Source organism: Bradyrhizobium sp. USDA 327, assembly GCF_041262065.1.
Lineage (GTDB): Bacteria > Pseudomonadota > Alphaproteobacteria > Rhizobiales > Xanthobacteraceae > Bradyrhizobium > Bradyrhizobium liaoningense.
In genome coordinates this window covers 4,418,994-4,432,782 of sequence record NZ_JBGCCW010000001.1, presented here as the reverse complement: position 1 = coordinate 4,432,782, position 13,789 = coordinate 4,418,994, and the positions used below count along the sequence as shown (strand labels likewise).

Below are 13,789 nucleotides of genomic sequence, written 5' to 3'. Positions count from 1 at the left end.
GTCAGATCCGCTCGATGTCGTGGGTGCCGAACAGCCCGTAGGGCTTGATCATCAGCACGATGATGAGGACGTAGAACGGCGCGATCTCGTAGAGATTGCCCCAGTGCAGATACTCGCTGTCGACATATTGGGCGACGTTCTCGAGCAGTCCGATGATGATGCCGCCAAGCACGGCGCCGCCAACTGAATCCAGCCCGCCGAGGATCGCCGCCGGGAACACCTTGATGCCGTAGGCGGCAAGGCCCGAGGACACGCCGTTCACGACCGCGACGACGACGCCGGCGACCGCCGAGACCGTCGCCGAGATCGCCCAGGCCATCGCGAACACGCTCTTGACGGAGATGCCGAGCGACTGCGCGACCTGCTGGTTGAATGCGGTGGCGCGCATCGCCAGGCCATATTTGGAGGCGCGGAAGAACCAGGCCATGCCGATCATCATCGCGACCGAGACGACGAGGCTCATGACATAGACGGTCTGGATCTGGAGCCCGAACAGGCTGACGGATTGACTCTCGAACACGCGCGGGAACGGCTGCGGGTTGACGCCGAACATCCACTTCAGCGTTGCCTGCAACACCGTCGACAGGCCGATCGTCACCATGATCACCGAGATGATGGGCTCGCCGATCATCGGACGCAGGATGAGCACCTGGATCGCGATGCCGAACACGAACATGAACACCAGCGTGATCGGCATGCCGATCCAGAAGGGCACCTGGTATTTCGCCAGCAGCGCCCAGCACACCCAGGCGCCGACCAGCAGCAATTCCCCTTGCGCGAAATTGACGACCTGTGTCGCCTTGTAGATCAGGACAAACGACATCGCGACTACGCCGTAGAGTGTGCCGACGACGAGGCCGTTGACCAGGAGCTGGATGAGGAAGGCGGTGTTCATGCAGTGGTGCTCGCTGACAAATCCGGCGCGCGCTCACCCTCTCCCCTTGTGGGAGAGGGTGGCTTCGCGAAGCGAAGCCGGGTGAGGGGTTGTCTCGGCAGTGACGGTGTGGAGAGAGAACCCCTCACCCCAGTGAGGGTGTGGTTGATAGCGGCGATGCCCTCTCCCACAAGGGGGGAGGGCACAGCAACGCGCGTCGCGCTCGTGGCGGACAGGACGCTCACTCCGCCGCCTCCGCCATGTGGCCGTGGCCGCCGAGATCCACCACACGCAACGTGGTGCGCACCCGCTGCGTGGTGCCGTCCTGGAAGCGGATCACGGTGTCGACGGGAATATCCGAGACGCCGCGGTAGATGGCGTCGATGATGCCTTCGTATTTCTCGTTGATGACGCTGCGGCGGACCTTTCTGGTCCTCGTAAGCTCGCCATCGTCGGCATCGAGCTCCTTGTAGAGCAGCAGGAAGCGCGAGATGCGCTGGGCCGGCGGCAGCGTGGCGTTGACGGTCTCGACCTCCTTCTGCAGCAGCGCGTAAACCTCGGGACGCGAGGCGAGATCGCTGTAGGTCGTGAACGAGAGCCGGTTCTTTTCCGCCCATTTCGAGATGATGGAATAGCGGATGCAGATCATCGCCGCGAGTGCGTCGCGACCGGCGCCCAGCACCACGGCCTCCGCGATATAGGGCGAGAATTTCAGCTTGTTCTCGATGAATTGCGGCGAGAAGCGTTCGCCGCGCGAGGTCTCGGCGAGATCCTTGATGCGGTCGATGACGACGAGCTGCTGGTCGGCATTGAAATATCCGGCGTCGCCGGAGCACATCCAGCCGTCCTTGATGTCGGCGACGCTGGCCTCGGGATTCTTGTAGTAGCCGAGGAACATGTTGGGATGCCGCACCACGATCTCACCGACGCCGTGGACGTCGGCATTGTCGATGCGGATCTCGATGCTGTCGGCCATCGGCACGCCCGTCGTGTCGGGATCGACCTTGCCGTCGGGATGCAGCGTATAGGCCCCCAGCAGCTCGGTCTGGCCGTACAGCGTGCGCAGCGGCACGCCCATGGCTTGGAAGAATTTGAAGGTTTCGGGGCCGAGCGCTGCGCCGCCGGTCGCGGCCGACCGCAGGCGGGTGAAGCCGAGGCGGTCGCGCAGCGCTCGGAACAGGATCGCGTCGGCAAAGGCCGAGCGCTTGCCCTGTTCGAGCGCGGCGAGACCCGACTTCATGCCGATGTCGAACAGGCGCTGCTTGAAGGGCGTCGCATCCATCACCTTGGCGCGGACGTCGGCAGCGATCGATTCCCAAACACGTGGGGCAAAGAGCACGAAGGTCGGCGCGATCTCGCGCAGATCGTTCATCATCGTGTCGGGCTCTTCGACGAAGTTGATCTTCATCCGGCACAAGAGGCCTTTGCCGAGCACGTAGACCTGCTCCATGATCCAGGGCAGCGGCAGCACCGAGACGTATTCGTCATCGGGTCCCTTCGGATCGAAGGCGAGATACGTCGCGCAATGGCCCAGCACGCGCCCGGCCGCGAGCATCGCGAGTTTCGGATGCGAGGTAGTACCTGACGTCGTGCAGAGGATCGCGACGTCCTCGCCCTTGGTGGCATCGACCAGCCTGTCGTAGAGCTCCGGCTCCCGCGCAGCACGTGCCCGGCCGAGCTCGGCAAACTTCTCCGCCGACATCAGCCTCGGGTCGTCATATTTCCGCATCCCGCGCGGGTCGGAATAGATGATGTGCTTCAGCTTGGGCGCGCGCTCGGCAAGGGTGAGAAGCTTGTCGACCTGCTCCTCGTCCTCGGCAAAGACGAGCTGCGCCTCGCCATAGTTGAGAAGATAGGAGGCCTCCTCGTCCAGCACGTCGCGATAGAGCCCGAGGCTCAGTCCACCGATCGCGTGGGTCGCGACTTCCGCCGCGATCCAGTCCGGCCGGTTGTCGCCGATGATGCCGATGACATCACCGCGAGCAAGGCCGAGCTCGACCAGGCCAAGCGCGAAATCGCGCACCCGTGCCTGGTAGTCGTTCCAGGTAAAAATGCGCCAGAGCCCGAGATCCTTCTCGCGCAATGCGATCTCGTTGCCGTGCTCCTTCGCGTTGAGCCGGAGCATTTTCGGATAAGTGTCGGCCTGCGCGACGCGGCCAGCATAATCCATCATGCCGCGCTCTCCTGCGCCGGCGGTGCGTCGTCGGGATCGACCAGCACCTCGTCCTCCTCGCCGAGATAGGCGCGCCTGACGTGGGGATCGGCGAGCACGGTGGCCGGATCGCCTTCGGCGATCTTCTTGCCGAAATCCAGCACCATGACGCGATGGGAGATGTCCATCACCACGCCCATGTCGTGCTCGATCATCACCACCGTCATCCCGAACTCCTCGTTGAGATCGACGATGTAGCGGGCCATGTCCTCCTTCTCCTCGAAGTTCATGCCGGCCATGGGTTCGTCGAGGAGGATGAGACGCGGCTCCAGCGCCATGGCTCGGGCGAGCTCGACGCGCTTGCGCAGGCCGTAGGAGAGCGTGCCCGCGGTCGCCTTGCGCACCGACTGCAGGTCGAGGAAGTCGATGATCTCCTCGACCTTGCGGCGGTGCTCGAGCTCCTCCTTGCGCGCGCCGGTGAGCCAATACAGCGAGCCCGTGAGGAAGTTGTTCTTCAGGAGGTGATGGCGGCCGACCATGATGTTGTCGAGCACGCTCATATGGTGGAACAGCGCCAGGTTCTGGAAGGTGCGACCGATGCCTAGCGAGGCGCGGGCGTTCGGCGTCAAACCGGTGATGTCGCGGCCTTGGTAGAAGAGCTGGCCTTCGGTCGGCTTGTAGCGACCGGAAATACAGTTCACGATCGAGGTCTTGCCGGCGCCGTTGGGGCCGATGATCGAGAACAGCTCGCCCTCCCTGATGGCGAAGCCGACGTCGGTCAGCGCTCGAACACCGCCGAATCGCAAGGACACGCCGCGCACTTCAAGACTGGTAGCCACCAAACGAATCCCTCCCGGTCATGGCGCATTCTAGCGGCGCTCTTCGTCCGTTCTGTCGAGCGATCCTAGTACGGCGGTGACGGTGAGGCCATGCATCAGATGGTCTCGACCGGAGCCGCGCACTCTCGTTCCCGTTTGGGATCGAAAGCCGTATCGCCCGAGGTGGTTCTCAATAGGGGAAAGCGCTATTTTGAAATGTCTCCCGGCTGACAATTCTGCGACAAAGTTTGCGGGCCGGCAGCGACGTTCCTCTTTGGTCGAATGGCGGTCGATACCATCATGTTGCAATGCAGCAGAAAGTGGAGTGACGAAATCGTGCGGCTGGCCGCCAGATCATGATTTCAGAAGATCATCTGAAGCGCGTCGCCGCCTGGTCGCGCGAGCTCACGCAAGCGGAGATCGAGGTCGCGCGTGCCGGAATCACGGAGCGGTCCTACGGCACCGGCGAAACCGTGTTCATGCGCGGTGACATTTTTGCCTATTGGGCCGGCATGGTGAGCGGCCTGGCCCGCATGGGCGGGGTCTCGCGCGACGGCAAGGAGACCAGCCTTGCCGGTCTGACGGCAGGGGCCTGGTTCGGCGAGGGCAGCGTGCTCAAGAACGAGCCGCGCCGCTATGACGTGGTCGCGCTGCGCGACAGCCGCGTCGCACTGATGGAGCGCAGTGCCTTCATGTGGCTGTTCGAGAACAGCGTCGGCTTCAACCGCTTTCTGGTGCGCCAGCTCAACGAGCGGCTCGGCCAGTTCATCGGCATGCTCGAGGTCAACCGCACCCTGGATGCCACCGCGCGCCTCGCCCGCAGCATTGCTTCGCTGTTCAACCCGATCCTCTATCCCGAATCGACCACGCATCTGGAGATCACGCAGGAGGAGATCGGGGCGCTTTCCGGCATGTCCCGCCAGAACGCCAACCGCGCGCTGAACCGGCTTGAGAAAGAGGGGCTGCTGCGGCTGGAATATGGCGGCGTCACCATCCTCGATATCGAGCGGCTGCGCGGGTACGGGGATTAGGGCGGATATTCGTCACCGCGCATTGGCGGGGGCGTGGACAGGCCAGAGGTCGGCGCGCCAACGCACAGCGATCGCCAGCATCGCGAAGAAGCCCGCGGCGGCATAGAGCGAGCCCGTCGCGGAATAGCCGATGATATCGATCAGGCTGCCGGCTGCGAGCAGTCCGATCGGCAAGCCATAGATGACCATCATGCGCACGCCCATGACGCGGCCTCGCAGATGCGCGCTCGCGGTGCGCATCAGAATGACGGCGGCCGAGATCATCGACATGCTCTGGGCGATGCCGGCGAGAACGAGGCAGGCCATCGCCACCGGCATGGTCCTGACCTCGACGAATACCAGCAGCATGGCGTACCAGGCCAGCGTCGCTCCGATCAGAAGCCGGGCAATGCGCACGCCGCTGACCAGGCTGAGCGTGATGGAGCCGATCAGCGAGCCGACGGCGAAGCTCGCCGAGAGATAACCGAGGCCGGTCTGGTCGGTATGAAAGATCTCCCGCGCGATGTAGGGCAACAATCCGCCCGTGAAGGGAAATGCGGTGAGATTGGCCAGGAAGGCGACGCACAGCGCCGCGCGCATTCCCGGGCCGTTCCAGGCATAGACGATGCCTTCCTTCAGGTCGCCCAGCAACCTCGAAACGGCGTGGCCGTTCGCCGGGAGATTGCTCGTGGTGACCGACCTTTCCGGCCGTGTCAGGCAGAGCATCAGAAGCGCAGCCACGAGGTAGAGTCCGGCAATTGCCACGTACACGAGCCCAATGCCAAGGACGGCGAACAGCCCGGCGCCAGTCAACGCCCCGGCGATGCGGGCGCTGTCCTGGGTCGTGCGCGCAACGCTGATGGCGCCGACCAGCTGCTCAGCCGGCATGATCTCGGCAAGCAGCGCGCCGCGGACGCCGAGATCCGAAGGGCGGATCAGGCCCATGATCGCGACGATCATCATGACGCTCAGCGGCGACAGGTGACCGGTCAGCGCCAGGACCATGATGGTCGACGACAGCGCCGTATAGGCAAGACGCATTGCGACCAGGAGATCGCAATGGCCCACGCGGTCGCCGATCATGCCGAACACGGGCGCGACCAGTGTTCCGACGAACTGGAGTGAAGCAAGCACGGTGAGCAACAGCACCGAGCCGGTTTCGACGATGATGTACCAGCCGAGCACCAGCGTCTCGACCTCGAAGGCCCAGGAGGTGAGCAGGTCGGACGGCCACTGGAAACGATAATTGCGGATGCGGAATGGCGCGAGCGCCGAAGGTCGTGCGGTGGCGCTCACGACGCGATGACGCGTGTCACGGCGATTCCCTTGCCCTTGTTGCTTCTTCTTGCGGTCGCGCAAGCTAGCGCTGGCGATGCCGGTGTCAATCGCGGCTGCCGCAGGCCGCCCCCGCGCTCGGCTCTTAGCTCGCTGAGGCTCTCGGCTTCCGCTCCGCCAGCGCCGCGGCCATCGCCGAGATCAGCGGACGCATGAAATACGCTTCATCCGCCGGCGAGACGTCCGTGCGCAGACCGTGCGCGGCGAGTTCACCGGAGACCGCCGGCCCCACCGAGGCGATCAACGTCCGTTCGAGGCCTGTACGCAGTTTCGCTTCGGCGCCATGCGCTTTCGCGGCCTCCATCAGGCGGCGGACCTGGCCGAGATTGGTCAGCGCGATGGAATCGATCCGCCCGGAGGCCATGTCGTCGATGGCGGCGACGATGTTCGCATCCGCTGCCTTGGAATCGTAGACATAGGGCAGCACGGTATCGACGGCGGCGCCTTGCGCGGCCAGCGCGCCGGTCAGCGCGCCATGGTCCTTGTCCGGATAGAGCTGGAGACCGAGGCGTCGTCCTTTCAGGTCGAGCCTGGCCAGCATCTCGATCACGCCCTCGGTGGTCGGCTTCTCCGTGGTCTGCTGTGCCTCGAGACCGATCTCGCGCAGCGCCTTGCCGGGCTTCGGGCCCCGGGTGAATTTTCGCGCTTTGGCGAGTGCCGCGACAAGGGCGGTGTCGAGCCCGCGGGCGCCGGCGAGTTTCATGATCCGACGCAGGCCTTCGCCCGTCATCAGCACGAGATCGTCGAAGGGCCCGTCGATGGCACGGCGGATCCAGGCCTCCACCGGAGCCGGGTCCGGCGCGTCATGGATGGTGAACATCGGGCACTGCACGACCTCGGCGCCTTGCTCGACCAGAAGCTTCGAAAACTGCGCCTCCTCCCGCGTTTCCAGAATTAAGATGCGGTAGCCGTTCAAGCGGTCGGCCATGGATATGCTCCGGTCATGGATTGCAATCGTCCGTTCATCCTGACTCTGCGCCCGGGATTGGCGCAAGGGCGGGGTCGGTGCTAGAGCAGGGCGCAAATTGCGGATAGTTCCGCTGCACAAACCTTCATCAAGAGCCAATGCCCGACCATCAATATGTCCTGACCCTGTCCTGTCCGGATCGCCCCGGCATCGTCTCGGCGGTGTCGACGTTCCTTGCCCACAACGGACAGAACATCCTCGACGCCCAGCAGTTCGACGACGTCGAGACCAAGAAGTTCTTCATGCGAGTGGTGTTCACCGCGGCCGATCTCGCTGTGGAATTGTCGGCGCTGCAGACCGGCTTTGCCGCGATCGCGGAGCGTTTCGGCATGGAGTGGCAGATGCGCGACCGCGCCGCACATCGCAAGGTGATGCTGCTGGTCTCCAAGTCCGACCATTGCCTGGTCGACATCCTCTACCGCTGGCGCACCGGCGAATTGCCGATGGTCCCGACCGCGATCGTCTCCAACCATCCGCGCGAGGTCTATGCCGGGCTCGATTTCGGCGGCATCCCGTTCCACCATCTGCCTGTCACCAAGGAGACCAAGCGCGAGCAGGAAGCGCAGATCATGGACCTCGTCGGCAAGACGAAGACCGATCTGGTGGTGCTCGCCCGCTACATGCAGATTTTGTCGGACGATCTGTCGGCAAAGCTGTCGGGGCGCTGCATCAACATCCACCACTCGTTCCTGCCGGGCTTCAAGGGCGCCAAGCCCTATCACCAGGCCCATGAGCGCGGCGTCAAGCTGATCGGCGCGACCGCGCATTACGTGACGCGCGACCTCGACGAGGGCCCGATCATCGATCAGGACGTCGAGCGCATCAGTCATCGCGACACGCCGGAAGATCTGGTCCGGAAGGGCCGCGACATCGAGCGCCGCGTGCTGGCACGGGCCATCCGCTACCATCTCGACGATCGCGTCATCCTCAACGGCCGCAAGACGGTGGTGTTCGTGGATTAGCGAATGGGGAGTGGCGAGTAGCGAATGGACAAGGGGAATATTCGCCACTCCCTATTCGCCATTCGCCCCGTTAGCGCACCGCGCTCCCCGATGTCGTCCCCGTTGCACCCTTCTGGGCCTGCTCTTCCTTCTCGCGATCCGCGGCCGGCAGCAGGCGCTTGCGTTCGCGTTCCTTCATGTAGGCATCGTATTGCGGCGTGCCCGGTCGCGGCGGAGCATCGGCGGGCAGGCCGCCGGCCCATTGCGGGACGTAGTCGCCCATGCCGGCGGAGAGTTTTTCGTTGACCGTCCCGCAGCCGGACAGCCCCGCGGCGAGCGCAACGAGGACGAGGACGGAACGAAAAGTCTTGGGCATGGCGTGCGCGTTCGGTCATTGGACGCCAGCTCGGGCCGGCGCGAATAGGAGTAGCCTTCAACAAGGTAAAATAGACTTATTCGAGGTAGGTAATTTGCTACCGAATTTTGCTTGGGCGAGGCGCGGGGATGTACAGATTCTGCAAAAGAAAGACGAAATCCTCCATGCACGCGATCCATTGCATTTCTAGACTTGGTGCGAGGCTCGCGACAACATGGCTTGGTCCGCGGGCAGGGGTTTTCGTTGACAAGTCCATTTTGTTTGTACATTCGTACAAATGAAAGCGGTTAGAAGCGGGTGGCTCGAGCTGCTCCGACGCAACCGTAGCACCGCGTCCGGTCGATCGGTCTTCGGAACACTCGGGTTGCGCCGAAGGGCCGCCGAACGTCCGATTGACAAGCAGGGCGCGAAAGACGCCCATGTGGCGCCCGAGAGCGCTCGCGCGCGGTCTATGATCAAGGCAAGGGCCGGGCACTCGGTCCAGGGCACAAGAGTCAGGAATGAAGGGGAGGGACATCTGATGTTCGAACGCAAACAACTGTCGCGCAAGGCGACTTGGGCCGCTGCCGTTGCGGCCATTGCAGGCCTTGCCGGCCTCGCGCCAGCCAAGGCCACGGATAGCGTCAAGATCGGTCTGATCCTGCCGATGACCGGCGGCCAGGCCTCGACCGGCAAGCAGATCGAGAACGCGATCAAGCTCTACATGCAGCAGAAGGGCGATACCGTCGCCGGCAAGAAGATCGAGATCATCCTCAAGGACGATGCTGCGATCCCGGACAAGACCAAGACCGCCGCGCAGGAGCTGATCGTCAACGACAAGGTCAATTTCATCGCCGGCTTCGGCGTGACGCCGGCCGCGCTTGCTGCCGCGCCGCTCGCCACGCAGGCCAAGATTCCGGAAGTCGTGATGGCAGCCGGCACTTCCATCATCACCGAGCGCTCGCCCTATATCGTGCGTACCAGCTTCACGCTGGCGCAGTCCTCGACCATCATCGGCGATTGGGCGGTGAAGAACGGCATCAAGAAGGTCGCGACGCTGACTTCGGACTACGCGCCGGGCAACGACGCGCTCAACTTCTTCAAGCAGCATTTCACGGCCGGCGGCGGTGAGGTGGTCGAAGAGGTCAAGGTGCCGCTGCAAAACCCTGACTTCGCGCCGTTCCTCCAGCGCATGAAGGACGCCAAGCCCGACGCGATCTTCGTATTCGTGCCGGCGGGCCAGGGCGGCAACTTCATGAAACAGTATGCCGAGCGCGGCCTCGACAAGGCCGGCATCAAGGTGATCGGGCCCGGCGACGTCACCGACGACGACCTGCTCAACAACATGGGCGATGCCGTGCTCGGCACCGTCACCGCGCACCTCTATTCCGCGGCGCATCCCTCGCAGATGAACAAGGATTTCGTCGCAGCCTACAAGAAGGCCTTCGGCAACCGTCCGGGCTTCATGGCCGTGGGCGGCTATGACGGTATCCACCTGATCTACGAGGCGCTCAAGAAGACCGGCGGCGACACCGACGGCACCAAGCTTGTCGAGGCCATGAAGGGGATGAAGTGGGAAAGCCCGCGCGGCCCGATCTCGATCGATCCGGAGACCCGTGACATCGTGCAGAACATCTACATCCGCAAGGTCGAGAAGGTCGACGGCGAGCTCTACAACGTCGAGTTCGCGACCTTCGAAGCCGTCAAGGACCTCGGCAAGACCAAGAAGTGACGCGCGAAAGCGCGTCATCCCGGGCCTCTCTCGGCATGCTCGCCTTACCTCTCCCGTTTGCGGGAGAGGTCGGCGCGAAGCGCCGGGTGAGGGCTCTCTCCTCTGGGGGAGTCTTCGTTGTTGAAGCACCCTCTCCCCAACCCTCTCCCGCAAGCGGGAGAGGGAGTGCAGCACGGCCCTTGGCCACACTTGAGATGACCCTCGACTGCTGATGACCGCAATCCTCACCAACCTGTTCGACGGCGTTGCCTACGGCATGCTGCTGTTCGTGCTCGCCTGCGGGCTCGCGGTCACGCTGGGCCTGATGAACTTCGTCAATCTCGCCCACGGCGCCTTCGCCATGGCCGGCGGCTATGTCTGCATGGTGCTGGTCAACCGGATGGGCTGGCCGTTCTTCGCCGCCCTGCCGCTCGCTTTCGTTTCTTCGGCTGCAATCGGCATCGCGCTCGAGCGCACGCTGTACCGCCACCTCTATGCGCGCAGCCATCTCGACCAGGTTCTGTTCACGATCGGCCTGACCTTCATGTCGGTGGCGGCCGTGGACTACATCCAGGGCTCCTCGCGCGTCTTCATCAATTTGCCGGCCGCGCTCCAGGGCCAGTTCGACCTGTTTGGCGTCGGCATCGGCCGCTACCGGCTGATGATCATCGTGATCTGCGGCCTGCTCACCATCGCGCTTCAGATGGTGCTGGCCAAGACGCGCTTCGGCAGCCGGCTGCGCGCCGCGGTCGATGACCCGCGCGCCGCCAGCGGCCTCGGCATCAACGTGCCGCAGGTGTTCGCCTTCACGTTCGCATTCGGATGCGGGCTCGCTGGCCTCGGCGGCGCGCTCAGCGCCGAGATCCTCGGCCTCGACCCGTATTTTCCGCTGAAGTTCATGATCTACTTCCTGATCGTGGTCACCGTGGGCGGCTCCTCTTCGATCACCGGCCCGTTCCTGGCCTCGCTCCTGCTCGGCATCGGCGACGTCGCCGGCAAATATTACGTGCCGAAGATGGGACCGTTCGTGATCTACACCATGATGATCGTGATCCTGATCTGGCGCCCGAACGGCCTGTTCGGCCGCACGGCTGCGCGTTGAGTTCGCCGATGAGCGCCGCCTCCGACGTCGGTTATCACGCCCAGCGCCAGGCGCGTTGGCACTATGGCGAAATCGCCTTCTGGCTGATCGTGCTGGCCTGCGGTTTCGCCTTTCCCTCGCGCTATCTGATCATGACCGACATCCTGCGGCTGGCGCTGTTCACGATGTCGCTCGATCTCATCCTCGGCTACGCCGGCATCGTCTCGCTCGGCCACGCCGCCTTCTTCGGGGTCGGCGCCTATGCCGCGGGACTGCTTGCCTTGCACGGCATCGTCACCGAGCCCGTGCTGGCACTGATCGTCGCCGGCCTTGCCGCGATGGTGCTCGGCTTTGCCACCAGCTTCCTGGTGATCCGCGGCGTCGATCTGACGCGCCTGATGGTCACGCTCGGAATCGCGCTGCTGCTGGAAGCGCTCGCCGAGCGCTTCTCCAACATCACCGGCGGCACCGACGGCCTGCAGGGCATCGAGATGCAGCCGATCTTCGGCGAGATCCCGTTCGACATGTTCGGCAAGACCGGCTTCTTCTATTCGCTGGCTGTCCTTTTTCTGCTGTTCCTATTCGCCCGCCGCGTCGTGCACTCGCCGTTCGGCCTGTCGCTGCGGGCGATCAAGAACAATCCGCTTCGGGCGGCCGCCATCGGCATTCCGGTCAACCGCCGCCTGATCGCGATCTACACACTGGCTGCGTTCTATGCCGGCATCGCGGGCGCACTGTTCACCCAGACCACCGCGATCGCCTCGCTCGATGTGTTCGCCTTCGAGCGCTCGGCCGATCTGATGCTGGTGCTCGTCATCGGTGGCACCGGCTATCTCTATGGCGGGCTGATCGGCGCGGTGGTGTTCCGCATGCTCCAGGAATTGTTCTCCACCATCACGCCGCAATACTGGCAGTTCTGGATCGGCCTCGTGCTGGTCGTGATCGTGCTGGTCGGCCGCCAGCGGCTGCATCGCTGGGTGCTGTATGTGCCGAATCTGGTGATCAAGCAGATCGCCGGGCGCAAGGCCGTGGTCGCCGTGCCGGAGAGCGACGCATGACCATTGCGCTCGAAACGAAGAATCTCGAAAAGCAGTTCGGCGGCCTGCGCGTCACCCGCGATTTGTCCTTGAGGATCGAGCAGGGCGCCCGCCACGCGCTGATCGGCCCGAACGGTGCCGGCAAGACCACCGTCATCAACCAGCTCACCGGGGTGCTCAAGCCGAACTCCGGCCGCATCCTGCTCGAAGGCCAGGACATCACTGATCTGCCGGTGCACAAGCGCGTGCTGCGCGGCCTGTCGCGCACCTTCCAGATCAACCAGCTCTATCCCGACCTGACTCCGCTCGAGACCATTGGCCTTGCCGTTTCCGAACGTCTCGGCCATGGCGGCGACTGGTGGCGACGGATGGGCACGCGCAATGACGTCAACGACGAGATCGCCGAACTGCTGGCGCGCTTCCACCTGCTCGACGTCATGAACGAGCAGACCGTGACGCTGCCCTACGGCAAGCAGCGCCTGCTCGAGATCGCGGTGGCGATCGCCGCCAAACCCCGCGTGCTGCTGCTCGATGAGCCCGCCGCCGGCGTGCCCGAGAGCGAGCGCCATGACATTCTCGCCGTCGTCGGCGCGCTGCCGCGCGACGTCACCGTGCTTCTGATCGAGCACGACATGGATCTCGTGTTCTCCTTTGCCGACCGCATCTCGGTGCTGGTCTCGGGCGCGCTGCTCACCGAGGGGCCGCCCGAGCAGGTCGCGCGCGATCCGCAGGTGAAGGCTGTCTATCTCGGCGAGGAGGCGGTCAATGTCTGACCTGCTCGCGATCGATTCCCTGCGCGCCGGCTATGGCGAGGCGGTGGTCCTGCCCAACATGTCCCTGCGCCTCGCCGAGGGCCAGGTACTTGCGCTGCTCGGCCGCAACGGCACCGGCAAGACCACGCTGATCAACTCCATCGTCGGCGTCACCCGCCGCTTCTCCGGCTCGATCGCGCTCGCCGGCGCCGACGTCACGACGCTGCGTCCCGACCAGCGGGCCCGTGCCGGCATCGGCTGGGTGCCGCAGGAGCGCAACATCTTCCGCTCGCTGACGGTGGAAGAGAACATGACGGCGGTGGCGCAGCCCGGCCCCTGGACCGTCGAGAAGGTCTACGAGATGTTCCCGCGGCTGAAGGAGCGGCGAAGCAATTTCGGCAACCAGCTCTCCGGCGGCGAGCAGCAGATGCTGGCGATCGGCCGCGCGCTGACCCTCAATCCGAAGGTCCTGCTGCTGGACGAGCCGACCGAGGGCCTCGCCCCCATCATCGTCGAGGAGCTGCTCAAGGCGATCGGGACCATCACCCGGGCGGGCGGCATCTGCTCGATCATCGTCGAGCAAAATGCCCAAAAGATTCTGGGGCTCGCCGATCGCGTTGTGATATTGGAACGCGGAACGATCGTCCACGACGCCCCGAGTGCCGCGCTGAAGGCCGACCCCTCGGTCCTGGAACGCCACCTCGGCGTCGCAGGGGCGGCGGTCCACTGATTTCTTCGCTTCTCCCCTCTTGCGGG

General features: G+C 64.3%; 13 protein-coding genes. 7 read left to right on the top strand and 6 right to left on the bottom strand.

All coding sequences use genetic code 11. The annotated features are described in order from the left end of the window. Nucleotide 1: 1 nt before the first annotated feature. From ABIA42_RS20805 to ABIA42_RS20795, 3 genes are all read right to left on the bottom strand, one after another. On the bottom strand, nt 2-895 hold the full coding sequence (locus tag ABIA42_RS20805; protein WP_028181436.1) for a branched-chain amino acid ABC transporter permease: 894 nt from the start codon (nt 893-895) through the stop codon (nt 2-4). A gap of 220 nt (nt 896-1,115) precedes the next feature. Continuing rightward, nucleotides 1,116-3,047, bottom strand: a complete 1,932-nt coding sequence (locus ABIA42_RS20800; protein ID WP_370121748.1) for a long-chain fatty acid--CoA ligase — start codon at nt 3,045-3,047, stop codon at nt 1,116-1,118. Continuing rightward, on the bottom strand, nt 3,044-3,865 hold the full coding sequence (locus ABIA42_RS20795; RefSeq protein WP_370121751.1) for an ABC transporter ATP-binding protein: 822 nt from the start codon (nt 3,863-3,865) through the stop codon (nt 3,044-3,046). Before ABIA42_RS20795 ends, ABIA42_RS20800 begins: the two co-directional genes overlap by 4 nt. Before the next feature lie 335 nt (nt 3,866-4,200). Between ABIA42_RS20795 and ABIA42_RS20790 the strand changes: the two genes are divergently transcribed. Then, nucleotides 4,201-4,875, top strand: a complete 675-nt coding sequence (locus ABIA42_RS20790; RefSeq protein ID WP_028181433.1) for a Crp/Fnr family transcriptional regulator — start codon at nt 4,201-4,203, stop codon at nt 4,873-4,875. 12 nt (nt 4,876-4,887) lie between these two features. Here the strand turns inward: ABIA42_RS20790 and ABIA42_RS20785 are convergent, their stop codons facing one another. Together ABIA42_RS20785 and ABIA42_RS20780 are read right to left on the bottom strand one after the other, a co-directional pair. Continuing rightward, nucleotides 4,888-6,150, bottom strand: coding sequence for an MFS transporter (locus ABIA42_RS20785; RefSeq protein ID WP_370121755.1), 1,263 nt, complete (start codon nt 6,148-6,150; stop codon nt 4,888-4,890). A 124-nt stretch (nt 6,151-6,274) separates the two neighbouring features. Continuing rightward, entirely contained in the window at nt 6,275-7,117 is an 843-nt protein-coding gene (locus ABIA42_RS20780) for a uroporphyrinogen-III synthase (RefSeq protein ID WP_370121758.1), read from the bottom strand. A 137-nt stretch (nt 7,118-7,254) separates the two neighbouring features. Here ABIA42_RS20780 and purU point away from each other — a divergent pair, with 137 nt between their 5' ends. Further along, the gene (gene purU, locus ABIA42_RS20775; protein WP_172785327.1) at nt 7,255-8,118 is read left to right on the top strand and encodes a formyltetrahydrofolate deformylase; all 864 of its coding nucleotides are present in this window, start codon (nt 7,255-7,257) and stop codon (nt 8,116-8,118) included. A 70-nt stretch (nt 8,119-8,188) separates the two neighbouring features. Here purU and ABIA42_RS20770 read toward each other — a convergent pair whose 3' ends face one another. Then, nucleotides 8,189-8,473 carry a hypothetical protein gene (locus ABIA42_RS20770; protein WP_370121761.1) on the bottom strand — a complete coding sequence of 95 codons (285 nt, stop codon included), beginning with the start codon at nt 8,471-8,473 and terminating at the stop codon, nt 8,189-8,191. Between the two features lie 520 nt (nt 8,474-8,993). Here ABIA42_RS20770 and ABIA42_RS20765 point away from each other — a divergent pair. From ABIA42_RS20765 to ABIA42_RS20745, 5 genes are all read left to right on the top strand, one after another. Further along, nucleotides 8,994-10,184 carry an ABC transporter substrate-binding protein gene (locus ABIA42_RS20765; RefSeq protein ID WP_370121764.1) on the top strand — a complete coding sequence of 397 codons (1,191 nt, stop codon included), beginning with the start codon at nt 8,994-8,996 and terminating at the stop codon, nt 10,182-10,184. A gap of 211 nt (nt 10,185-10,395) precedes the next feature. Next, the gene (locus ABIA42_RS20760; RefSeq protein WP_370121767.1) at nt 10,396-11,265 is read left to right on the top strand and encodes a branched-chain amino acid ABC transporter permease; all 870 of its coding nucleotides are present in this window, start codon (nt 10,396-10,398) and stop codon (nt 11,263-11,265) included. Between the two features lie 8 nt (nt 11,266-11,273). Continuing rightward, the gene (locus ABIA42_RS20755) at nt 11,274-12,302 is read left to right on the top strand and encodes a branched-chain amino acid ABC transporter permease (protein ID WP_370121770.1); all 1,029 of its coding nucleotides are present in this window, start codon (nt 11,274-11,276) and stop codon (nt 12,300-12,302) included. Further along, entirely contained in the window at nt 12,299-13,054 is a 756-nt protein-coding gene (locus ABIA42_RS20750; protein ID WP_271533302.1) for an ABC transporter ATP-binding protein, read from the top strand. The genes ABIA42_RS20755 and ABIA42_RS20750 overlap by 4 nt, the downstream gene beginning before the upstream one ends. Continuing rightward, entirely contained in the window at nt 13,047-13,763 is a 717-nt protein-coding gene (locus tag ABIA42_RS20745) for an ABC transporter ATP-binding protein (RefSeq protein ID WP_035674426.1), read from the top strand. Before ABIA42_RS20750 ends, ABIA42_RS20745 begins: the two co-directional genes overlap by 8 nt. The last annotated feature ends 26 nt before the right edge of the window (nt 13,764-13,789 follow it).